The 22,510-nt window shown below is 60.3% G+C and carries 19 protein-coding genes; 11 read left to right on the top strand and 8 right to left on the bottom strand.

Annotation, left to right across the window (positions count from 1 at the left end):
- Nucleotides 1–113: 113 nt before the first annotated feature.
- Nucleotides 114–1,019, bottom strand: coding sequence for an alpha/beta fold hydrolase (locus AC2CGQ_RS06655; RefSeq protein WP_075684407.1), 906 nt, complete (start codon nucleotides 1,017–1,019; stop codon nucleotides 114–116).
- A gap of 184 nt (nucleotides 1,020–1,203) precedes the next feature.
- Here AC2CGQ_RS06655 and asr point away from each other — a divergent pair, with 184 nt between their 5' ends.
- The 3 genes from asr (at nucleotide 1,204) to AC2CGQ_RS06640 (ending at nucleotide 2,586) form a co-directional block, all read left to right on the top strand.
- Nucleotides 1,204–1,479 (top strand): acid resistance repetitive basic protein Asr, encoded by a 276-nt coding sequence (asr, locus tag AC2CGQ_RS06650; RefSeq protein WP_004930450.1) that lies wholly within the window; start codon nucleotides 1,204–1,206, stop codon nucleotides 1,477–1,479.
- 86 nt (nucleotides 1,480–1,565) lie between these two features.
- Nucleotides 1,566–1,646 (top strand): small membrane protein YdgU, encoded by an 81-nt coding sequence (ydgU, locus tag AC2CGQ_RS06645; protein ID WP_455677416.1) that lies wholly within the window; start codon nucleotides 1,566–1,568, stop codon nucleotides 1,644–1,646.
- A gap of 127 nt (nucleotides 1,647–1,773) precedes the next feature.
- The gene (locus AC2CGQ_RS06640) at nucleotides 1,774–2,586 is read left to right on the top strand and encodes a trypsin-like serine peptidase (protein ID WP_166445154.1); all 813 of its coding nucleotides are present in this window, start codon (nucleotides 1,774–1,776) and stop codon (nucleotides 2,584–2,586) included.
- Between the two features lie 96 nt (nucleotides 2,587–2,682).
- Here the strand turns inward: AC2CGQ_RS06640 and hrpA are convergent, their stop codons facing one another.
- Nucleotides 2,683–6,570, bottom strand: coding sequence for an ATP-dependent RNA helicase HrpA (hrpA, locus tag AC2CGQ_RS06635; protein ID WP_484593528.1), 3,888 nt, complete (start codon nucleotides 6,568–6,570; stop codon nucleotides 2,683–2,685).
- Nucleotides 6,571–6,839: 269 nt separating this feature from the next.
- Here hrpA and azoR point away from each other — a divergent pair, with 269 nt between their 5' ends.
- Nucleotides 6,840–7,445 carry an FMN-dependent NADH-azoreductase gene (gene azoR / locus AC2CGQ_RS06630; protein ID WP_015377994.1) on the top strand — a complete coding sequence of 202 codons (606 nt, stop codon included), beginning with the start codon at nucleotides 6,840–6,842 and terminating at the stop codon, nucleotides 7,443–7,445.
- A 119-nt stretch (nucleotides 7,446–7,564) separates the two neighbouring features.
- Here the strand turns inward: azoR and AC2CGQ_RS06625 are convergent, their stop codons facing one another.
- Genes AC2CGQ_RS06625 through AC2CGQ_RS06615 form a run of 3 tightly spaced genes read right to left on the bottom strand, consistent with a single transcriptional unit; the run spans nucleotide 7,565 to nucleotide 10,703 of the window.
- The gene (locus AC2CGQ_RS06625) at nucleotides 7,565–7,888 is read right to left on the bottom strand and encodes a YdbL family probable chaperone protein (RefSeq protein ID WP_015377995.1); all 324 of its coding nucleotides are present in this window, start codon (nucleotides 7,886–7,888) and stop codon (nucleotides 7,565–7,567) included.
- An 8-nt stretch (nucleotides 7,889–7,896) separates the two neighbouring features.
- Nucleotides 7,897–8,094, bottom strand: coding sequence for a YnbE family lipoprotein (locus tag AC2CGQ_RS06620; RefSeq protein ID WP_004930472.1), 198 nt, complete (start codon nucleotides 8,092–8,094; stop codon nucleotides 7,897–7,899).
- Nucleotides 8,091–10,703 carry a YdbH family protein gene (locus tag AC2CGQ_RS06615; protein WP_484593527.1) on the bottom strand — a complete coding sequence of 871 codons (2,613 nt, stop codon included), beginning with the start codon at nucleotides 10,701–10,703 and terminating at the stop codon, nucleotides 8,091–8,093. Before AC2CGQ_RS06615 ends, AC2CGQ_RS06620 begins: the two co-directional genes overlap by 4 nt.
- Nucleotides 10,704–11,170: 467 nt before the next feature.
- Between AC2CGQ_RS06615 and AC2CGQ_RS06610 the strand changes: the two genes are divergently transcribed.
- Together AC2CGQ_RS06610 and hslJ are read left to right on the top strand one after the other, a co-directional pair.
- Nucleotides 11,171–12,163 (top strand): 2-hydroxyacid dehydrogenase, encoded by a 993-nt coding sequence (locus tag AC2CGQ_RS06610; RefSeq protein WP_015377997.1) that lies wholly within the window; start codon nucleotides 11,171–11,173, stop codon nucleotides 12,161–12,163.
- A 50-nt stretch (nucleotides 12,164–12,213) separates the two neighbouring features.
- Complete coding sequence (gene hslJ / locus AC2CGQ_RS06605) at nucleotides 12,214–12,642, top strand: heat shock protein HslJ (protein WP_015377998.1); 429 nt, start codon at nucleotides 12,214–12,216, stop codon at nucleotides 12,640–12,642.
- Between the two features lie 24 nt (nucleotides 12,643–12,666).
- On the opposite strand, the gene AC2CGQ_RS06600 is transcribed toward hslJ, so the two are convergent.
- Entirely contained in the window at nucleotides 12,667–12,921 is a 255-nt protein-coding gene (locus AC2CGQ_RS06600) for a DUF333 domain-containing protein (protein ID WP_015377999.1), read from the bottom strand.
- A 477-nt stretch (nucleotides 12,922–13,398) separates the two neighbouring features.
- Nucleotides 13,399–13,731: a multidrug efflux SMR transporter SsmE gene (ssmE, locus tag AC2CGQ_RS06595; RefSeq protein WP_004930487.1), complete on the bottom strand. Its 333-nt coding sequence runs from the start codon at nucleotides 13,729–13,731 to the stop codon at nucleotides 13,399–13,401.
- A gap of 238 nt (nucleotides 13,732–13,969) precedes the next feature.
- On the opposite strand from ssmE, the gene nifJ reads away from it, so the two are divergent.
- The 3 genes from nifJ to AC2CGQ_RS06580 all read left to right on the top strand — a co-directional run bounded on the left by nifJ (nucleotide 13,970) and on the right by AC2CGQ_RS06580 (nucleotide 19,216).
- The gene (gene nifJ, locus AC2CGQ_RS06590) at nucleotides 13,970–17,503 is read left to right on the top strand and encodes a pyruvate:ferredoxin (flavodoxin) oxidoreductase (protein ID WP_484593526.1); all 3,534 of its coding nucleotides are present in this window, start codon (nucleotides 13,970–13,972) and stop codon (nucleotides 17,501–17,503) included.
- Between the two features lie 229 nt (nucleotides 17,504–17,732).
- On the top strand, nucleotides 17,733–18,671 hold the full coding sequence (ttcA, locus tag AC2CGQ_RS06585) for a tRNA 2-thiocytidine(32) synthetase TtcA (protein WP_049239791.1): 939 nt from the start codon (nucleotides 17,733–17,735) through the stop codon (nucleotides 18,669–18,671).
- 146 nt (nucleotides 18,672–18,817) lie between these two features.
- Nucleotides 18,818–19,216, top strand: coding sequence for a VOC family protein (locus AC2CGQ_RS06580; RefSeq protein ID WP_004930496.1), 399 nt, complete (start codon nucleotides 18,818–18,820; stop codon nucleotides 19,214–19,216).
- Between the two features lie 217 nt (nucleotides 19,217–19,433).
- Here AC2CGQ_RS06580 and zntB read toward each other — a convergent pair whose 3' ends face one another.
- Nucleotides 19,434–20,417, bottom strand: coding sequence for a zinc transporter ZntB (gene zntB, locus AC2CGQ_RS06575; RefSeq protein ID WP_484593525.1), 984 nt, complete (start codon nucleotides 20,415–20,417; stop codon nucleotides 19,434–19,436).
- Between the two features lie 154 nt (nucleotides 20,418–20,571).
- Between zntB and AC2CGQ_RS06570 the strand changes: the two genes are divergently transcribed.
- Together AC2CGQ_RS06570 and AC2CGQ_RS06565 are read left to right on the top strand one after the other, a co-directional pair.
- Entirely contained in the window at nucleotides 20,572–21,273 is a 702-nt protein-coding gene (locus tag AC2CGQ_RS06570) for a hypothetical protein (RefSeq protein WP_076741190.1), read from the top strand.
- The gene (locus AC2CGQ_RS06565; protein WP_080497455.1) at nucleotides 21,225–22,316 is read left to right on the top strand and encodes a hypothetical protein; all 1,092 of its coding nucleotides are present in this window, start codon (nucleotides 21,225–21,227) and stop codon (nucleotides 22,314–22,316) included. Before AC2CGQ_RS06570 ends, AC2CGQ_RS06565 begins: the two co-directional genes overlap by 49 nt.
- The last annotated feature ends 194 nt before the right edge of the window (nucleotides 22,317–22,510 follow it).

Genomic DNA, 22,510 nt, shown 5'->3' with positions numbered 1-22,510 from the left:
GCTTCATAACGCACGTTCTGTGCCGACATCGCCTTGGCTACAGAGTGGCGGGTGGCCACTCACCATTAGTATGTTGTAACTAAAACAGCAAAAAACGCCGGCATTCCGGCCTCTTATCCCAGTGCATGACGGGCGATCATCGCCGCCAGCTGCGGCCTCAACGAGGCCGGCAGGTCATGCCCCATGCCTGGCATAATATGCAATTTGGCGTTGACGACCGCGCGGGCGATCGCCACTCCACCCGCCTTGCGTACCAGCCGATCGCGATCGCCGTGAATGACCAGCGTCGGCGCGGCTATGCGCCGGCTGTAGCGACGCAGATCGCCGCTGCCGAGCAACGCGGAAAGTTGCCGCTGCACGCCTTCGGGATCCACGCCCCGCTTCAACAACCGATTCACCAATGCATCCAGCTCCGCCTCCTCCGGCGGATAAAACCGGGTACCGAGCGCGCGCAGGAAGGCCTTCATTCCCTCGTGGCGCTGCTGCAGCGTCAAATCGGCCGCCGGCCGGCGCACCAACAACCACAGCAGCGAAGGCGCCGGCGGTGGCAACAGCGGCTGATTGGTGCTGGAGAACAAGATGCATAACGAGGCGACGCGCTGCGGGTATTCCGCGGCCAGCACCTGGGCGATCATCCCCCCCATCGAAGCGCCCAGTACGTGAGCCTGCGGGATGCGTAAATGATCGAGCAGATGCGCCGCGTCCGTCGCCATGTCCGCCAGGGTATAAGGCACCGGCGTTTGCCAACCGAGCTGGGCGCGCAGCATCAGCAGCCACAACGGCTGCGTACGTTGCGCCTGCGTTTTGCCGGAAAGGCCGACGTCGCGGTTGTCATAACGGATCACTCGAAACCCCTGAGCCACCAGGGCGCGGCAGAAGTCGTCAGGCCACAGCAACAGCTGCGCGCCGATGCCCATGATGAGCAGCAGCGGCGGATGCGCCTCATCGCCCCAGTCCTCATAGGCCAGCGGCACCTCGCCCAGTTCGGTTACGCCACAACGAATCACTATCTCGTTCATTTTAAATCCCTTTTATCGTGCCTGGCGGTCATTATAGCAGCAATCCCCTCGCCGCCGTCGCCCTGTACATTAGGTTACATGCCGAAACCAATCACTCACGGAAAGCCGGGCGCCGTTTGCCTACTATCATTTCAACGGCCCCGCAGTGGGGTTGATACCCAAAAGTCATGTTGAGGATTCTACGATGAAAAAAGTATTAGCTCTGGTTGTTGCCGCTGCAATGGGTCTGTCTTCCGTGGCTTTCGCTGCCGAGGCTGCCACCACCGCACCTGCGGCTACCGCCACCACCGCCACCGCTGCGCCGGCTAAAGCTCAGGTGAAACACCACGGCAAGAAAGCGCCGGTACAGAAAGCGCAGGCGGCCAAGAAGCATCACAAAAAAGCCGTGAAGAAAGCCCCGGCGCAAAAAGCCCAGGCGGCTAAAAAGCACCACAAGAAAACCAGCCACAAAAAAGCGTAATGACGTGAGGGTCCCCTCACCGCTTCAGGCTTGACGTGTACGACACCCGGTTCGCCGGGTGTTTTTTCATCGGGGGGTTCTCATTGATGCTGCGCCGCTACCTGTTCGAGATCGTTCTGACCGCCCTGATCCTTTGCGGACTGATCGCCGTCTTTTTTTACCTGTAGCCTGCCGCGTTGCCGGCGGGAAATTATTGAAAAATCAATTATTGCCCATCCACATGGCTGCTAAATCAGTCTATAGTTAGCATTCAGTGTGTTTATGGATGATCCGTATTTGTCAGGCAAGAGATCTATGCGCATATCCGTTTTACTGTTGCTGTGCTCACTCCCGCTCATCGCTACTCAGGCGGCACGCGCCGACGGTCCGTCCAAGGCCGAGCAAACGCGTCTGTTTTTCGGCAAAGATGAACGAATCAAGGTCACGGATACCGCCGCCCAGCCGTGGCAAGCCATCGGCCAGGTCGAAACCGCCAGCGGCAATCTGTGTACCGCCACGCTGATCTCCCCGCACCTGGCGCTGACCGCCGGCCACTGCGTGCTGGCGCCGCCCGGGCAACTGGATAAAGCCATCGCTCTGCGCTTTGTGGCAGGCGATAAATCCTGGCAGTATCAAACCGGCAATATCGAGACCCTGGTCGACAGCAAGCTGGGCAAAAAGCTGAAGCCGGACGGCGATGGCTGGATCGTCCCGCCCGCTGCGGCCGCTTATGATTTTGCGCTGATCCGGCTGAAAGACAAAAAGCCGCTGCCGATCGCACCGTTGCCGCTGTGGCAAGGCGACAGCAAGGCGCTGACCCAGGCCCTGAAACAGGCCAAACGGCTGATCACTCAGGCGGGTTACCCGGAGGATCATCTGGATGACCTCTACAGCCACCAAAACTGCAAGGTCACCGGCTGGGCCCAGCAAGGCGTACTGTCGCACCAGTGTGATACCCTGCCCGGCGACAGCGGCTCACCGCTGCTGTTGAAAACCGCCGACGGCTGGCAGCTGATCGCCATCCAAAGCTCGGCGCCGGCGGCGAAAGATCGCTATCGCGCCGATAACCGCGCCCTGGCGGTGCCCGGCATCCGCGAAGCGCTGGACGCCCTGGCGGCGGGCAAGTAGCTCTCGCAACGGCGCATCAAGCGCCGTTGCTGTTTATCTGTTCCCTGAATTTCAACTTGCGCTGCGCCGGCCGCTTGCCGGCCGGCGCGCCTGAGCTTAGCCCGAAAGCTGTTCGATGGTTTGCAGAATGCGCTTGTCGGAGATCGGGTAAGGCGTGCCCAACTGCTGCGCGAACAGGCTGACGCGCAGTTCCTCGATCATCCAGCGCACCGCCTTCACCTCTTCTTCCTGCTGCCGCTTCGGCGGCAGCTTGTTCAGCCACTGCTGCCACGCCTGCTGCACCTGCTCCACCCGCAGCATCTGCGCGCGATCGCGGTGTGGATCGATAGCCAGTTTCTCCAGCCGGCGCTCGATCGCCTGCAGGTAACGCAGCGTGTCCGGCAGGCGTTTCCATCCGTTGCCGGTGACGAAGCCACGGTAGACCAGGCCACCGAGCTGGGTCTTGATATCCGACAGCGCCAGCGCCAACGACATGTCCACCCGGCCTTTCAGCCGCTTGTTGATATTGAAGACCGCCGTCAGGATCTGCTCAACCTGCTTGGCCACCTCGACCACCGTGTCGTTCAGCTCGGCGCGGATCTGCTCTTGCAAACGCGCAAAGCCTTCTTCCTGCCAGACCGGGCCGCCGTGTTCGGCGATCAGCTTGTCGATGCCGCACGAAATGCAGTCGTCGATCAGCTCCAGCACCTTGCCGTACGGGTTGAAATAGAGCCCCAGTTTGGCCTTGTTCGGCAGCTTTTCATGCAGATATTTGATCGGCGAAGGAATATTCAGCAACAGCAGGCGGCGTGTGCCCTGCCACATCGCCTGTTGCTGCTCGATTTCGCTGTCGAACAGGCGGATCGCCACGCTGTCCTTTTCATCTACCAGCGCCGGGTAAGCCTTCATCGAATAGCCGCCGCGCTTCTGCTCGTAGAACGCCGGCAGTTGGCCAAAGCTCCAGACATGCAGGTTGCTCTGCTCCAGTCCGTCATCGGCCACCGCCGACAGCGTCTCCTGCACCTTCTCTTTCAACTGCAGGCGCAGGGCGGCCAAATCTTTGCCTTCACGCAGCGTCTGGTTTTTCTCGCCCAGCACGCGGAAAGTCATTTTCAGGTGATCGGGCACCTGATCCCACTGCCAGTCATCACGTGACACGGTCACGCCAGTCATGCGCCGCAGTTCACGCTCCAGCGCGTCCAGCAGCGGCAACTCCAGCGCCGTTACGCGGCCGAGGAACGCTTCGGCGTAGTTCGGCGCCGGCACAAAGTTGCGACGCACCGGTTTCGGCAGCGACTTGATCAGCGCGATCACCAGCTCACGGCGAATACCGGGGATCTGCCACTCGAAGCCCTGCTCCTCCACCTGATTGAGGATCGGCAGCGGGATGTGCACCGTCACGCCGTCGGCGTCGGTGCCCGGTTCAAACTGGTAGCTCAGCCGCAGCTTGAGATTGCCCTGATGCCAGAAGTTCGGGTAGTCCAGCGCGCTGATCTTGTTGGCGCCGTCTTTGATCAGCATCTCTTTTTCGAAGTTCAGCAGATCCGGCTGCTGCTTGGCGGCATTCTTCCACCAGCTGTCGAAATGACGGCCGGAAACCACGTCGTTGGGGATGCGGCGATCGTAGAAGCCGAACAGCGTTTCGTCGTCCACCAGAATGTCGCGGCGGCGCGATTTATGCTCCAGCTCTTCCACTTCGGCGCGCAGCTTCTGGTTGTCGCGGAAGAAGGCGTGGCGCGTCTGCCAGTCCCCCTCCACCAGCGCATGGCGAATAAACAGCTCACGGCACAACAATGGATCGATGGCGCCGTAATTGACCTGGCGCGCCGCGACGATCGGCAAACCGAACAGCGTGACCTTTTCGCTGGCCATCACCGCCCCTTGCGACTTCGACCAGTGCGGCTCGCTGTAGCTGTGTTTCACCAGATGCTGAGCCAGCGGCTCGATCCATTCCGGTTCGATGCGCGCGGCGATGCGCCCCCACAGGCGGCTGGTTTCCACCAGTTCGGCCACCATGGTCCACTTCGGCGGCTTCTTGAACAGGCCGGAGCCGGGGAAGATCGAGAAGCGGGCATTGCGCGCGCCGGTGTATTCCTGCTTGTCCGCATCCTTCTGGCCAATGTGCGACAGCAAGCCGGTCAGCAGCGCGGTGTGCACGCTGCGGTAGTCGGAAGGCGTGCTGTTGATCGGCAGCCCCAGCTCTTTCACCACCTGGCGCAGCTGGGTATAGATATCCTGCCACTCGCGCACCCGCAGGTAGTTGAGGAAATCGTTGCGGCACAGCCGGCGGAACTGGCTGGAAGAGTTCGCCTTTTGCTGCTCCTGCAGATAATCCCACAGGTTGACGAACGCCAGGAAATCGGAGTCTTTGTCGGCGAAGCGGCGGTGTTTTTCGTCCGAGGCCTGCTGCTTGTCCATCGGGCGCTCACGCGGATCCTGAATCGACAGCGCGGCGGTGATGATCATCACCTCGCGCACGCTGCCGCTCTTCTGCGCTTCCAGCACCATGCGCGCCAGACGCGGGTCGATCGGCAACTGCGCCAGCTGACGGCCCTGCGGCGTCAGCTGATAGTGGCCGTTGTCGGCGGTGGCGATCGCCCCCAGCTCTTCCAGCAGGCGCACGCCATCTTGAATGTTGCGCTTGTCCGGCGCTTCGACGAACGGAAACGCGGCGATGTCGCCCAGCCCCAGCGAGGTCATCTGCAGAATGACCGACGCCAGGTTGGTGCGCAGGATCTCTGGATCGGTAAACGCCGGCCGCGACAGGAAGTCCTGTTCGGAATACAAGCGAATGCACACCCCTTCCGATACGCGGCCGCAACGCCCTTTACGCTGGTTGGCGGAAGCCTGCGACACCGGCTCGATCGGCAGGCGCTGCACCTTGGTGCGGAAGCTGTAGCGGCTGATGCGCGCGGTGCCCGGATCGATGACGTATTTGATGCCCGGCACCGTCAGCGAGGTTTCCGCCACGTTGGTGGCCAGCACGATGCGGCGACCGTGGTGCGACTGGAACACTCGGTTCTGCTCGCTGTTCGACAGGCGCGCATACAGCGGCAGCACTTCGGTGTGCGGCAAATTGAGGCGGTTCAGAGCGTCGGCGGTGTCGCGGATCTCGCGCTCGCCGCTCATGAAGATCAGAATGTCGCCCGGCCCTTCGCGCCCAAGCTCGTCCACCGCATCGAAAATCGCCTGCAGCTGGTCGCGGTCGGTATCGTCGCCGTCGTCGACCACCGGGCGGTAACGCACCTCCACCGGGTAGGTGCGGCCGGAAACCTCGATGATCGGCGCATTGTTGAAATGGCGCGAGAAGCGCTGCGGATCGATGGTCGCCGAGGTGATGATCACCTTGAGATCCGGGCGCTTAGGCAACAGTTCGCGCAGGTAGCCGAGAATAAAGTCGATGTTGAGGCTGCGCTCGTGCGCTTCATCGATGATCAGCGTGTCGTACTGCATCAGCAGGCGATCCTGCTGAATTTCCGCCAGCAAGATGCCGTCGGTCATCAGCTTGACCAGGGTGTTTTCCCCGACCTGATCGTTGAAGCGCACCTTGTAACCGACGCTGCCGCCGAGCGGGGTTTCCAGCTCGTCGGCGATGCGGTTGGCGACGGTGCGCGCCGCCAGGCGGCGCGGCTGGGTGTGGCCGATCAGCCCTTTCACCCCACGCCCCAGCTCCAGACAGATCTTCGGCAACTGGGTGGTTTTCCCCGAACCGGTCTCCCCGGCGACGATCACCACCTGGTGATCGCGGACAGCGTTTAAAATGTCCTGCTTTTTCTGACTGACCGGCAGGCTTTCCGGATAGGTAATGCGCGGGCAAGACGCGGCGCGCGCCAGCACTTTTTGCCGCGCCGCCGCGATGTCGCTTTCCACTTCGGCGGCAACCGCCAGCTGGGCATCGGGATTTTTGATTTTTCGTGCGCCCTGCAGGCGACGACGTAGGCGTTGTTGATCGCGGAGCATCAGCTCGCCCAGTTGGGCCGGCAGTGCCTCGAGCGGAGATTTCACGTTCGGTGTTCCTTGTTTCTTCGCCGCCAAGACCAGGCTTAGCAACGGTTTAATGTTTTTTTAGCGATTTTTTTGCTTTAGCCGCACAGCCTATCACAAACGGCTTTTTCGCCCTACTTCCGCGAGCAAAACCTCGGCATGTCATTCAATAAAATCGAACGAAGATCTCGAAATATTGCGCTATCACTGTTGGAGGAATGTGAATAGCATGTACTTCATGCAAGGGACGCTGAGTCCTGATGTCACTGTCACAACGTAAGGAATTATCGATGAGCAACGTATTGGTTCTGAAATCAAGCATCCTGGCGACCTACTCTCAGTCTAACCAACTGGCCGATTTCTTCGTAGAGCAATGGAGCAACGCCCACAGCGGCGACACCATCACCGTACGCGATCTGGCCGCACAGCCAATCCCGGTGCTGGACGGCGAACTGGTTGGCGCGCTGCGTCCTTCCGATGCGCCGTTGACCCCGCGTCAACAAGAAGCGCTGGCGCTGTCGGACGAGCTGATCGCCGAGCTGCAGGCCAATGACGTCATCGTGATTGCCGCACCGATGTACAACTTCAACATCCCGACCCAGCTGAAAAACTATTTCGATCTGGTGGCCCGCGCCGGCGTGACCTTCCGCTACACCGAAAACGGTCCGGAAGGCCTGGTGAAAAACAAACGCGCCGTGATCCTGACCAGCCGCGGCGGCATCCATAAAGGCACCCCAACCGACCTGGTAGAACCTTACCTGCGTCTGTTCCTGGGCTTCATCGGCATTACCGACGTGGAGTTCGTCTTCGCGGAAGGCATCGCCTACGGCCCGGAAGTGGCCACCAAAGCCCAGGAAGACGCCAAAGCGGCCCTGTCTCAGGTGGTTGCTGCCTAAGACCCTGCGCAGGGGCGCCGTGCCCCTGCCGGACAAAAGGCAAGTCCTGTCAAACCTGCACAACCCTCATAATAATCATCTATCCGTATCATTTAGCGCGCCAGACGGCGCGCTTTTTTTTATTTCTTCAACCATTGTCCGTTGATGCCGCGCACATACTCGCCGCTCTGCGCACGCGTCACCAGCTTCTGCCCCGCCATGCGCGCCACTTCGTCGACGGCGATATGGTTGCCGTCCGCCACTTCCTGATACTTCTCGGCGCGGCCGGCGTTGATGCGCTTCACCAGCGCCAGCGTTTCCGCATCCTGTTTCACCGGCGCAATATAGCCGCTCAGGGTTTCGCCCACCCGCCCTTGCTGCTTCGCCTCATCCAGCGTCAGCGCCATCGCCACGCTGCTGAACAGCCAGGCGGCGCCGGCCAGCCACACATAACGTTTTTTCATGTCGGCTCCTAGAACAGACCGCTTTGGGTTTTCAGCAGGTTTTCGACGTCCTTATCCACCTTGATATGAATCTCATGCTCGATCTTGACGTTCATATTGATGGTGATCGGATCCTTCGGCGTCGCCACCTCGATGCGCGGCACGCAGCCGCTCAGCAGCGAAACGCACAGCACCGCTGCCAGCGCCGACACACTCATGATTTTCATTGTTGCTCCCCAGGTTGTGAGAGGGCCTGCTCCAGCCACTCCTGTAAATTGTCGCCGAAGCGCAAACTGCGCCACAGCTGAAACACGTTTTCCTGATGGCGATAGTTCAGGATCACCTCGCGCTTGGCGCTTTTCTGCGGATTGATGCCGTCGATGCGCGCGCTCAGCGTCAGCTCGCCCAGGTTGTCGAGATCGACCCGGGCGTGCGAACGGTTGATTTCCATGTAGCGCAGCCAGTCGATCGCCGCGCCGGTCGCCAGGTTATTGCTGCCGATGGCGTCGGCCATGTCTTTGTCCAGCCGCAGCGTCAGGGTGCCGGCGTTGGCGATCCAGCCGTTTTGCACCAGCCATTTCGGGTGATTCAGGAACAGCGGCAGTTCGCCGTCGACCCGGCCGGACATGGCGAACTGCTTCGGTTTCAGGGCGGTGAACAACGCGCTGAGATCGACCTTGTCCAGCTTCAGCACCGCGGCGTCATGCTGCGGCAACCGCAGCGCCGACAGGCTGATATGCCCGTTGAGCATGTCCACGCCGACGTTGCTCAACGTCAGCGGCTGCCTTTCGCTATAAGGATAGGTGCCCTGCAGATCGGCGGAAATATTCTGCATCTCGAACAGGTTGGTGAAAGACTTGATGCGCAGCGACACCGGCTGTTTGGCCCCCAATTGCCACTGATGCTGCTTGAACCGGTACGACAGGATAAAATCCAGGCCGCTCATCTCGCCGTCCTTCAGCCACATGCCGCCGTTTTTCACCACCCAGTGGCCACCGGCCTCGAACCCCTGTTCGCGAGCGGCGGAAAACGCCGACTGCGCGTAAAACTCGCCGTCGCGCAGCGTGAGATTGAGATCCGGCGCCAGCAGCGGTTGGAACACCTTCAGCGACTGTTTCGGCCACCAGGCTTCGCCGCGCAGACGTTCGCCGTCCCAACGGCCGCGCAGCGCGATCGGCCCAATCTGTTGCGCCTGCAGTTTGCCCTGCAGCTGGAAACTGTCCGGCGAACGGCCGTTCATCTGCAGCGCCAGCACCGGCGCCGGCAGATAGCCGCCGTCGCTGAAGCTGACCTTATCCGCCGCCAGCTGCAACTCGCCGTTGAACTGCGGACTTTGTTCATCACGCCGCCAGCGCAGCGGCTGATTGAGGCTCAGGCGCGGCGCGGCGACCGTCACCAGACCGTACTTCAACTTATCGAAGCCGGTGGAGAGTTTATCGAGCACCAACTCACTGTCGCGCCAACGGCCGCTGCCGGCGACGTCCCAGGCGGCCTGCAGCGGCGGCAAGCGGCCATTGCCCCAGTAACGCCATTGCCAGTTGCCCTTGTCCGGCCAGAAATCCTGTGCCTGGCCGTCCAGGTGCAGCTTGAAGCGGCCCCAGTAACTGTCGCTGGCGCTCAAAATCGCCTGCAGGCGGCCGGTGATGCCGGCGGCGGTCACCTTCACGCCCGCCAGCGGTAAACGCGCCTCTTCCAGCGTCATTTCCGGCGTCACCTTGCCCCACAGGCGCAGCAGCGAACCGGGCTGCAGCACCAGCGTCGGGTTGAGAATGCTGCCGCCGATCACACCCGGGATCGACGCGGTAGTGGAAAAGTCGGCCAGATTGGCCTGGCCGGTCAGTTGGAAGCGCAGATCGCTGTCGGTCAACCCCACCTTGCCCGGCCCGAGGGTGAGCACCGCATTGCCCTTGCCGTTGTGACCCGCAGTGATCACGTTCAGCCGCGCGCTGATCTCCGTTTCATCCAGCCCTTTGCTCCAATCGTGCAGCGCGATGCTGAGCCCGCCGTTCAACGGCTGCTCGCTGTACGGCCAACGCCACTCTCCCTGCTTGATGCTGACCCGCTGCGGCGAGACTTCCCACGGCAACACCGCCAGCGGGCGATCGTCGCCTTTCTCGCTCACCGTCAATACGCCCTGCTGCTGTTGCCAGCGCATGTCCAGCAATACCGGTTTTTCCAGATAGGCGGTCTGCATTTCCCCCTGCAACGCGCCCTGCGTCGGCAGGCTGGCCAGATCCAACGGGATGGTTATCTTGCCGGCGAGGTGCAGCGGTTGTGCGCTGTTGGGCGGAACCACGGTCAGGCTGTGCAACGTCAGCTGCTGTTTTTCATCCAGCTGCGCCTCGGCGCTGAGATTCGGGCCCCGATAATGCAGACGTTGCCCGTCGGGGCCGGAGGAGAGCTGCAGCTTGCCGGCATAGCGCTGCCAGGGAATGAGCGTCAGGTCATTAATGGTGAGATCCAGCGGCGGCAGCTGTTGCTGCAGCTGATCGAGCGCCAGCGGCGCACTGTTGGCGTCGCCGCTCGGCAGTTTTGACAAACAGGCGCTATCGATGCTGACCTTATCGCTCGACAGCTGCCAGCGGCCCTGGCGGTAAGCCAGCCGCGTCGGCCCGACGTTGGCCAACAGGCAATCTTGCGCAGTGAAACGCGCCCCCGCCAACGCCAGGCCGCCCTGGCGCCAGTGCAATTTGCCCTGCAATTCCAGGCGGCTCCCCGCCGGCAACCAATGCGATAACACCCCCGGCAGCCAGCGCGGCAAGGTTTGCCACAACGCCAGCACCAGGATTGCGCAGCCCGCCACCGTCCCTATGAATACTTTCAATCGCCTGGTCATTAAATGATTGCTTCGTTCCTGAGTTAGGCATTGGTTAAGTCTATGCCTGAATTGACAATAATGATGGCACGAATTTGACATAGGGTGAAGCCGAGCGGGCTCGCAGAAGCGATTTGCACCTTTTTGGCGCAAACGTGTGCGGGGTTGTAGATTTTCGTTACATATACATCACATAAACAGGACAGTTTTCAGACTTTTGTTATTGTTGTTACCGTTGATGATTAATAGTCTTGCAACCATTCTAATAAAAGTTTAGCTGCTAGCTAACTGTGTACTAGAGAAGCCATTCCCCACACCCCCGTGGGGATTTTTTTGCCGCCTGTCGCCACCGTCGTCTTCCCTCCATCGTATCCAGCCCCACCGCAGCCTTGCAGCAGCGATTTCGGCCATGTCGGAACGGGCTAACCAATTGTCGAATTTACTAAAATCTGTTAAATTGATCACAAAATCACGGTGGAGAAACCACGATGAAATTGGCGATATACAGTACCAAACAGTATGACCGTAAATACCTCGAACTGGTGAATCAGCAGTTTGGCTATGAGCTGGAATTCTTCGACTTTTTACTCAGTAAAAAAACCGCCAAAACGGCCGCCGGTTGCAAGGCGGTGTGCATCTTCGTCAACGACGACGGCAGCCGTGAAGTGCTCGAAGAACTGGCGGCACTGGGCGTCGAAATTCTCGCCCTGCGCTGCGCCGGTTTTAATAACGTCGATCTGGACGCCGCCAAAGAACTGGGCATCAAGGTGGTGCGCGTGCCGGCCTACTCGCCGGAGGCCGTGGCAGAACACGCGGTCGGCATGATGATGTGCCTGAACCGCCGTATTCACCGCGCTTATCAGCGTACCCGCGACGCCAACTTCTCGCTGGAAGGGCTGATCGGTTTTAACATGCACAATCGCACCGCCGGCGTGATCGGCACCGGTAAAATCGGCGTGGCGACGATGCGCATTCTGAAAGGCTTCGGCATGAAACTGCTGGCCTACGATCCGTTCCCGAGCGAACAGGCGCTGGAACTGGGCGCGGAGTATGTCGATCTGAAGACGCTGTACGCGCAATCCGACGTGATCACCCTGCACTGCCCGCTGACGCCGGAGAACCACCACCTGCTGAATGCCGACGCCTTCGCGATGATGAAAAACGGCGTAATGGTGATCAACACCAGCCGCGGCGCGCTGATCGATTCCACCGCCGCCATCGATGCGCTGAAGCAGCAAAAAATCGGCGCCCTCGGGATGGACGTCTACGAGAACGAACGCGATCTGTTCTTTGAGGACAAGTCTAACGATGTGATTCAGGACGACGTGTTCCGCCGACTGTCGGCCTGCCACAACGTGCTGTTTACCGGCCATCAGGCTTTCCTGACCGAAGAGGCGCTGACCAGCATTTCGCAAACCACGCTGCAGAACATCAGCCAGTTGGATCGCGGCGAAACCTGCCCGAACCAGTTGAACGCCTGAGCGTAACCTCGGGGCGCCCTTGCGGCGCCCTGTTTATTTGAGAGAACGCGATGAGAAAAACCACGGTAGCCGCCCTTGCGGCGCTGGCCTTAGCGGGGTGCAGCATGAAACCACACACGGCCGTCACGCCAGGCGATCTGTTGCATCACAACTTCGTGTTGCAAAGCGTGGATGGCGAAACGGCAAAATCACCGGCGGGCGGCGGCCTGCTCAATCTGGAGTTCGGCGAGAACCTGCATGTCTCCGGCACGATGTGCAACCGCTTTTTCGGCCAGGGGCAATTACGCGACGGCGTGCTGACGGTGAAATCGCTGGCCACCACGCGCAAGCTGTGCCCTGATGAGCAGCGCAACCGCTGGGATCGGGTGATTGGCACCGTGCTGGAAAACGGCGCCGAAGTGACGCTAAACGCACAGCAGCTGACGCTCACCGGCAGCGGCCACACGCTTATTTATACCCTGCGCGATTGGGTGTATTGATCCTGCAGGCCAGGCGCCGTGGGCTTACCCGGCGCAGCTGCCCAGGCCCAGCGTGCGTTCCTCACACTGCTTGCCGTTCGGCATCTGGCACATGCGCAGCGCTTCACCGTTCAAGTTGTGCGCGATGGTGGTGACGCCGCCGACCGCCGCGCAACCGGCGCTGGTCTGCAACGTATTGATTCTGGCACTGTTGCCCTGCTGTACTGGCTCTTCGTTATTGCTGCTGCAGGCGGCTAAAAGCAGCACGGCGCTGGCAAGCAGCCATTTTGATGTCGTCATTATCCCACTCCTGAACCCGGAACTGCGCTGTGTAAAATCGCCATTGCTGATAACGCGCGTCACTTGGCGGACACGTTTCGCTATCTTTGATGCAAACTTGTTTAATCTAGCTCGATATATAAATAATGAAAATATATTCCAGCCATTATTTGTCGTTTTTTTGCGCCGGCCGAACATTTATTTTGTTTGCAGAATATTTCCGTGACGGCGCCACGCGCTGTCAGGCGCTGGCCGCACGCAAAAAAGTGATAACGTCACCGCGGCCATCGAGGAAGTTTTACCCGCGACAGCGGTATTAATTATCTTCGTGTGCTTTCATTGCAGCGGCGCATTTTTTGCTACCGGAGAGAACGATATTTGTGTCTATGCTGGCGGTGCTAAGTAATTAGCATTCCACTATTTTCAGTGAATGATGACTGAATTCTTCAACCGGCGCGACTTGCTGTCACGCCGGCTTTTTTTACATCAAAATAACACTCAGTGCACCGAGGCTTTCGACAGTAAATTAATCACCAGCACGCCGGCAATAATTAATCCCATGCCAACGATCGCCGGCCAATCCAATTTTTGCTGATAAACGAACACCGCGGCGACCGACACCAGCACAATCCCCATGCCCGACCAAATCGCATACACGATGCCCAGCGGCATGCTCTTGACCACCATCGACAGCCCCCAAAACGCCACGCCGTAACCCAGCACCACCAGCAGCGACGGCCACAGGCGGGTAAAGCCCTCAGAGGCTTTCAACATGGTGGTGGCGATCACTTCCGCGACTATCGCCATCGTCAAATACATAAATGCGCTCATGGTTTTCTTCTGTCAATTTGCCGATGCGCAATTATGACGCGCCGGAAATAAATTGTCTTTAAACGGTGAAAACAATTTATTGCCGCCGGCCCCTAATCGGCGAGGAAATATGCCTTTGACGATTTATCACCCGCCACACAAACGCGATAAAGCCGCGTTCGCCCCCTCTGTTAGACTTTTTTCCATTACTGCGAAAGTGCGCTTTCGCGGCTTTGTGAGCAATGAAAAGGTAACGCTGATGATAACTACAGATGGTAATAATGCAGTCGCTTCCGTGGCCTATCGCACCAACGAAGTGATTGCCATCTACCCTATCACGCCAAGCTCCACCATGGCGGAGCAGGCGGACGCCTGGTCCGGCGATGGCCGGCAAAACATCTGGGGCGATATTCCGCGGGTGGTGGAAATGCAGTCGGAAGGCGGCGCGATCGCCACCGTGCACGGCGCCTTGCAAACCGGCGCGCTGTCGACCTCGTTCACTTCATCGCAGGGTCTGCTGCTGATGATCCCCACGCTGTACAAACTGGCCGGCGAGCTGACGCCGTTCGTGCTTCACGTCGCCGCGCGCACCGTGGCCACGCACGCGCTGTCCATCTTCGGCGACCATTCAGACGTGATGGCGGTGCGCCAAACCGGCTGCGCCATGCTGTGTGCCGGCAACGTGCAGGAGGCGCAGGACTTCGCGCTGATCTCGCAGACCGCCACCCTCAACGCGCGCGTGCCGTTTATCCATTTCTTCGATGGTTTCCGCACCTCGCACGAGATCAACAAGATTGTGCCTCTCAGCGACGATACGCTGCGGCAGATGCTGCCGCAGGCGGCGATCGACGCTCACCGCAGCCGGGCGCTGTCGCCGGATCATCCGGTGGTGCGCGGCACCTCCGCCAACCCGGACACCTATTTCCAGTCGCGCGAAGCCACCAACCCGTGGTATGACGCCACCGGCCAACACGTGATCGACGCCATGGAAGCCTTCGCCGCCCTCACCGGCCGCCGCTATCGGCCGTTCGACTATTACGGCCACCCGCAGGCCGAACGCGTGGTGGTGGTGATGGGTTCGGCCGCCGGCACCTGCGAAGAAGTGATCGACACCCTGCTGACCCGCGGCGAGAAAGTCGGCGTGCTGAAGGTGCGGCTGTTCCGGCCGTTCTCCGCCCAGCATCTGCTCGGCGCGCTGCCGGACAGCGTGCGCAGCGTCGCGGTGCTCGATCGCACCAAAGAGCCGGGCGCGCTGGCCGAGCCGCTGTATCTGGACGTGATGACCGCGCTGGCGGAAGCCTACAGCCGGGGGGAGCGCGCCACGCTGCCGCGGGTGATCGGCGGCCGCTACGGCCTGTCGTCGAAAGAGTTCGGCCCGGACTGCGCGCTGGCGGTGTTCCGCGAGCTGGCCCTGCCGCAGCCGCGACCGCGCTTTACCGTCGGCATCTTCGATGACGTCACCGGGCTTTCGCTGCCGTTGAGCGACGAAATCCTGCCGCAGCGCGCCTCGCTGGAAGCGCTGTTCTACGGTTTGGGCAGCGACGGCTCGGTCTCGGCCACCAAGAACAACATCAAAATCATCGGCAACGCCACGCCGCTGTATGCCCAGGGTTATTTCGTCTATGACTCCAAAAAGGCCGGGGGCCTGACGGTGTCGCACCTGCGCGTCAGCGAGCAGCCGATCAATTCGGCCTACCTGGTCAGCCACGCGGACTTCGTCGGCTGCCACCAGCTGCAGTTTATCGATAAGTACCAGATGGTCGAACGCCTGAAGCCCGGCGGCACCTTCCTGCTCAATACCCCTTACGGCGCCGATGAGGTCTGGTCGCGCCTGCCGCAGGAGGTTCAGGCGCTGTTGCACCAACGCCAGGCGCGTTTCTATATCATCAACGCCGCCAAGCTGGCGCGTGAATGCCGGCTCGGCGCGCGCATCAACACCGTAATGCAGATGGCGTTCTTCCACCTGACGCAGATCCTGCCGAGCGACGTGGCGCTGCAACAGCTGCAGGACGCCATCGCGCGCAGCTACAGCAGCAAGGGCCAGGAGATCGTCGAGCGCAACTGGCAGGCGTTGGGCGCCACCCGCGCCGCGCTGACCGAGATCCCGCTGCAGCCGGTCGACGCCAGCAGCCCGATGCGCCCGCCGGTGGTGTCGGACGCCGCGCCGGACTTCGTCAAAACCGTTACCGCCGCGATGCTGGCCGGGCTGGGCGATGCGCTGCCGGTTTCCGCCTTCCCGCCGGACGGCACCTGGCCGGTGGGCACCACCCAGTGGGAAAAGCGCAACATCGCCGAAGCGATCCCGATCTGGCAGCCCGACCTGTGCACCCAGTGCAACCACTGCGTCGCCGCCTGCCCGCACTCCGCCATTCGCGCCAAGGTGGTGCAGCCGGCGGAGATGGAACACGCCCCCGCCTCTCTGCAGTCGCTGGATGTCAAAGCGCGCGATATGCGCGGGCAGAAATACGTGCTGCAGGTAGCGCCGGAAGATTGCACCGGCTGTAACCTGTGCGTCGAGGTCTGCCCGGCGAAAGATCGCCAGAACCCGGAAATCAAGGCCATCAATATGGCGTCGCGCCTCGATAATCTGACGGCGGAGAAAGACAACTACGACTTCTTCCTGCAGCTGCCGGAAATCGATCCGGCGCAGCTGGAACGCATCGACATTCGCACCTCGCAGCTGATCACGCCGCTGTTCGAGTACTCCGGCGCCTGCTCAGGCTGCGGCGAAACGCCGTACATCAAGCTGTTGACCCAGCTCTATGGTGACCGCTTGCTGAGCGCCAACGCCACCGGCTGTTCGTCGATCTACGGCGGCAACCTGCCGACCACGCCGTACACCACCAACGCCGAAGGGCGCGGGCCGGCGTGGGCCAACTCGCTGTTCGAAGACAACGCCGAATTCGGCCTGGGCTTCCGCCTGACGGTCGATCAACATCGCGCGCGAGTGCTGCGTCTGCTGAACGCACTGGCGCCGCAGCTGCCGGAGCAATTGGTCAACGCCCTGCAGATGGAAGACGTGGCGCCGGAGCCGCGCCGCAAGCAGATCGCCGAACTGCGCACGCTGTTGGCGAGTTTCGAAGGCGAAGATGCGCGCCAGCTGGCGGCGGACGCCGACTACCTGGTGGATAAATCGATCTGGCTGATCGGCGGTGACGGCTGGGCCTACGACATCGGCTTCGGCGGTTTGGATCACGTGCTCAGCCTGACGGAGAACGTCAACGTGCTGGTGCTCGACACCCAGTGCTACTCCAACACCGGCGGCCAGCAGTCGAAAGCCACGCCGCTGGGCGCGGTGACCAAGTTCGGCGAGCACGGCAAGCGCAAGGCGCGCAAGGATCTGGGCGTCAGTATGATGATGTACGGCCACGTCTACGTCGCGCAGATTTCGCTGGGGGCGCAGCTCAACCAGACGGTGAAAGCGATTCAGGAGGCCGAAGCCTATCCGGGCCCGTCGCTGATCATCGCCTACAGCCCGTGCGAAGAGCACGGCTACGATCTGGCGCTCAGCCACGATCAGATGAAACAGCTGACCGCCACCGGCTTCTGGCCGCTGTACCGCTTCGATCCGCGCCGCAGCGCCGAGGGCAAGGCCGCATTGGCGCTGGATTCGCGCCCGCCGAACAGCAGCCTGGCTGAAACACTGCTGAACGAGCAGCGTTTCCGTCGCCTGAACGCGCAGCAGCCGGAGGTGGCCAGCACGCTGTATCAGGCCGCCGAGAAAGAGCTGAAGGAGAAGTACGATTTCCTCAGCCTGCTGGCCGGCAAGGCGGAAAAGTCCGCCGCTGAGTAACCTCCCTCAGGGCGCGAGCGATTCGCGCCCTGTTCTTTTACCGCCGACGTAAATCGCAGCAACAAAACCTGCTGGCATTCCGGCGCGCAATCCGTACCATACAGGCCTCGCGTCGGGTGCGTGGCGGCTGGATGATGAATAATGATCAAAATCGGCCGGTTGAATGGTAAACTCGCGGTCTATAACGCCATGCCCCTAGTGCCCCCCATTGAGAATGAGCACGATTTAAATGTCAGAAAAGCAATCCGTTAGCCAAAAAGAGCAGTACAACCTGAACAAATTGCAAAAGCGCCTGCGCCGCAACGTGGGCGAAGCGATCGCCGATTTCAATATGATTGAAGAAGGCGACCGCATCATGGTCTGTCTGTCCGGCGGCAAAGACAGCTACACCATGCTGGAGATCCTGCGCAATCTGCAGCAAAGCGCGCCGGTCAACTTCTCGCTGGTGGCGGTGAACCTCGATCAGAAACAGCCCGGCTTCCCGGAGCACATTCTGCCCGCCTATCTGGAAAGCCTGGGGGTGGAGTACAAGATCGTCGAAGAAAACACCTACAGCATCGTTAAAGACAAGATCCCGGAAGGGAAAACCACGTGTTCGCTGTGTTCGCGCCTGCGCCGCGGCATTCTGTACCGCACCGCCACCGAACTGGGCGCCACCAAGATCGCTCTGGGCCACCACCGCGACGACATTCTGCAGACGCTGTTCCTCAACATGTTCTACGGCGGCAAGATGAAAGGCATGCCGCCCAAGCTGATGAGCGACGACGGCAAACACGTGGTCATCCGCCCGCTGGCCTATTGCCGCGAGAAAGACATCGAGCGTTTCTCGATCGCCAAAGCGTTCCCGATCATTCCATGCAATCTGTGTGGCTCGCAGCCTAATCTGCAGCGCCAGGTGATCGGCGACATGCTGCGCGACTGGGACAAGCGTTACCCAGGCCGGTTGGAAACCATGTTCAGCGCCATGCAGAACGTGGTGCCTTCGCACCTGAGCGATATCAACCTGTTCGATTTCAAAGGCATTCACCACGGCAGCGCCGTGGTGGACGGAGGCGATTTGGCCTTCGATCGCGAAGACATCCCGATGCAGCCGGTCGGCTGGCAGCCGGAAGACGCGGACGACGCGGCGCCTGCGCCAGAGCGTTTGAACGTGCTGGAAATCAAATAAGCCCCCTCGCCGCTTGCCATCCTGCGAGCGGCGACATTTCTCTTTCCCGACGATCTCGATCCTGTTCACAGTTTGCGCAAAATTTACTGGGCAGTGCCGTTTTTACCCTATACTGTTTATTTATACAGTCATATGGAGATCGCGCAATGAACATCACCCCCTGCCTGTCCCACGTCTCGCTGGGCTCCAACGATTTCGAGGCCGCCGCCGCCTTTTACGATCGTGCGCTGGCCGCTTTGGGTTGCCGACGCGTGCTGGAGCATCCCGGCGCCATTGGCTACGGCCGCGACTACCCGGAGTTTTGGCTGCAGGTGCCGATCGACGGCCGGCCGGCCTCGCCCGGCAATGGCACGCACGTCGGTTTTTTCGCTACCAGTAAGCAACAGGTGGATGAATTCCATCGCCAGGCGCTGCTGGCCGGCGCCGTCGATGAAGGCGCGCCCGGTTCGCGGCCGCATTACGGCGAGGCTTACTACGGCTGCTTTGTCCGTGATTTGGATGGGCACAAGATTGAAGCCAGCTTCTGGGATGAAAGCGCGGCCTGAAGAAGAAGGAAATCGAATAAAAAAATGCCGGTGATTAAACCGGCATTGTACGAATCAAATGTGCTATGCAGTAATTCAAAAATAAGAAAGTAAGACAATTATGGAGCGCAACGCCCATCGCTTGACGTTGCATTCACCTGCGAGAGAGATCATGCCCCATTTCCCCCGGCTAAATGTTGATATTGCTCAATGTTAACCGGGTTTTCGTCATTTTTGCCTACAGCCAGCGGCTGCGCTTCAGCCACCAAGCGACGCCAAGCACCAATCCGACCAGCATCAGGCAAAATGCCGCGAAACCGAAAGGATTACCGCCGCCCGGAATACCGCCAAGGTTGACCCCGAACAACCCGGTCAGAAAAGTGGTGGGCAGAAATACCATCGCCAACAATGACATGGTGTAAGTGCGGCGGTTCATCGCGTCGGCCATCACCGTGGTGATTTCGTCGGACAAGATGGCGGTGCGCGCGATGCTGCCGTCCAGATCGTCCAATCCCCGTCCCAGGCGATCGGCGATATCCTGCATGCGCCGACGATCGTCATCGCTCATCCACGGCAGGCGGTCGCTGGCCAGCCGCGCGAAGACGTCGCGCTGCGGCGCCATGTAACGGCGCAGCACGATAAGCTGTTTACGGATCAACGCCAGCTGGCCACGCTCCGGCACCTGCTGTTCCAGCAAGGCGTCCTCCAGATCGATAATCTTGTCGTGCAGATCCTCAATGAATTCGCTGGTGTGATCGGTCAACGCATCGGAAATCTCCACCAGCCAGCTGCCGCTGTTGGTCGGCCCGGCGCCGCTTTGCAAATCATTCACCACCTGATCGATGGAATACACCTTGCGGTGCCGCGTGGAGATAATCAGTTTATCGGTGATGTACACGCGAATGGTGACCAACTGGTCCGGCCGTGAGTTGGCGTTAAAGTTGATGCTGCGCAGCGTGATCATGGTGCCTTCGCCCTGGCGGCTGACGCGCGGCCGTGAGCTTTCGCCGGAGAGCGCTTCGCGCACCGAGTCCGGCAGCAGCGGCGTGGTGCTCAGCCATTCGGTGCTGGCCGGGTGCGCGTAATCAAGATGCAGCCAGCAAGGCGCGTCGCAGGTGATCTTGTCATCCCGCTCGATCGGCGTGACGCCCCCCTTGCCATCCAACTGGTAGGCGTAAACCGCATCGGCGACCTGCAGCTCGCTCCCCTCAATCACATCCATTCATTTATCCCCTCAGTCTTGCTTATGTTGCTGAGTCTAGCGTTAACGCTTTGGAGATCAAAGGCCAAGCTGTAACGCCAGTTTTCTCGTTGTCCCATAAACGTGATCTATACTTCTGCCGCAAGGAACGAACGGAGAACCGCAGGAGATCGCCATGCTAAAAACTTTTCTGGACATCGTCGTACCCACCGTAGGCGCCTTTGGCGCGATGTTTTTCGCCCTCGTCAAAACGCCCTTCCGCATTCGGCGGGAAAACCACGATAAGCTGCTAAACCTGCTCGAATCCGTCGAGAAGCCCCAAAGCGCCCCCATACGCCTGTTGCGCTTTCGCGACTATATCGGCAACAGCAGCGCCAGCCTCACTGCGCTGCAGCTGCTGTTGGCGTTACCGGACAGCGTAGCGGCGCTGGAACGCTATCGCTTCACCGGTGGCCGTCAGCAAATCTTGCGCGCCACGCCCGCTGGCTTCGTGTTGCGGCCAAGCGCCAATAACGCTTTCAAACGTTTCCTGCTTTCCTGCCGCTATTTTTTGCTGTATTTGGTGTTCGTTACGCTGCTGGTGCTGTTCCCCGCTTTGACTCAATGGGGGCTGCAGCAGTTTGGGGTATTGATTACGCCCCATTCACTCCGCTATCTGCCTAATGCGCGCATCACCGACGGCTGGCAGCTGCTGTTCCCCGGCCTATTATTTATTATGATTATGTTCAGCCTGGCATTCCTAACCTTCAGGCAGCTGGCACGCGCGGGTAACCTCAGTTCGGAACGCGCCTTTTATCGCTACTATCAACGCGCGCGTGAGGAACAACGATGCCGGGAAGTCCTGAGACAAATGCGCACGGTGCTGCGCCGAACCTGACGAGGCTGCGCCGCCTGCGCGGCATCGCCATGGCCACCCTGCTGCTGTTCGGCCAATCGGTTCGCGCAGAACCGGTGTTAGAACGTCTCGCCACGCCCTACCACGCGCCGACGGCGGCGGGTTCCCTGCCTTATTTTGTCGCTCGCGCTCGATCCCCCCAGCCGCGTACCGCGCTGGTGGTGATGCACGGGCATCCACGCGACGCCGCCAAGACATTGCAAGCGGCGATCGATGCCGCGCAGGGAGCGGGAGACAACAGTTTGCTGGTCGCCCCGCTGTTCCAGGTTCCGGTGAAACTCGCCGTCCACTGCCATTCCACCGGTCTGCCACGGCCGCAAGACGGTGACGCTCTCTGGCGCTGCGGCTCGTGGATCGCAGGCGGTTTGGATAATGGCGGGAAAACCGGCTCGTTCAACGCCATGGATAACCTGCTGGCCGATCTGAAACGGCGTTGGCCTTCGCTGCAGTCGATCACCGTGGCTGGTTTTTCCGCCGGCGCCCAATTCGTGCAGCATTATGTCGGCTTTGCTCATCCGCCGAGCGGAGTGCGTCTGCGCTATGTGGTGGCCGATCCCGGCAGCTGGCTCTATTTTGATCGCCTGCGTCCTCTGCCCACAAGCTGGGGAAGCTGCGGCAGTGAAACAACCTGTCGCTTCCGCTGGCAAACGCTGGACGCCGGCCAGTGTCCACAGGCTAACCAGTGGAAATATGGTCCGGAAGCGCTTCCCGCTCACCTGCAGCGCACTGCAGACGCAGCCCGCCGGCGCTATGCGGCGGCCGATATCACCTATCTGGCCGCCGCCGATGATACCGGCACCGCGCCGGGCGCCTACTATCGGATACTCGACAAATCCTGCGCCGCCCAGCTGCAGGGCCCCTATCGGCTGCAGCGCGCCCTGGCCTATGCCGACTATGACCGACGTTATCTGGCGCCGGATAAGCCGCATCGGTTAACGATCGTACCCGGCTGTGGGCACAACGTCGCCTGCGTCTTTCCGGCTCCGGCGGCCAGGCACGCGCTGTTTCCCATTAATGCAGGCTAATAATAACGGCAATGAAATAAACCCTTGCCGATAAATCAGACAATATCACCGATAAAGCGCTGGTAATGCCGTTATTATTATGACTTAACATATTGCTATCAATTTTAATTCAAAATGATAATAATAAATCAACACAAAGCTGTTTCAGCGCAAATTTTAGGGGCATATACTTTTCTCACTACGAGGAGGTAGTT

The sequence above is a fragment of the Serratia sp. DFXYC6 genome (assembly GCF_057196085.1).
The sequence above is the reverse complement of the archived record's forward strand: the minus strand, read 5'-3'. Positions and strand labels throughout refer to the sequence as shown.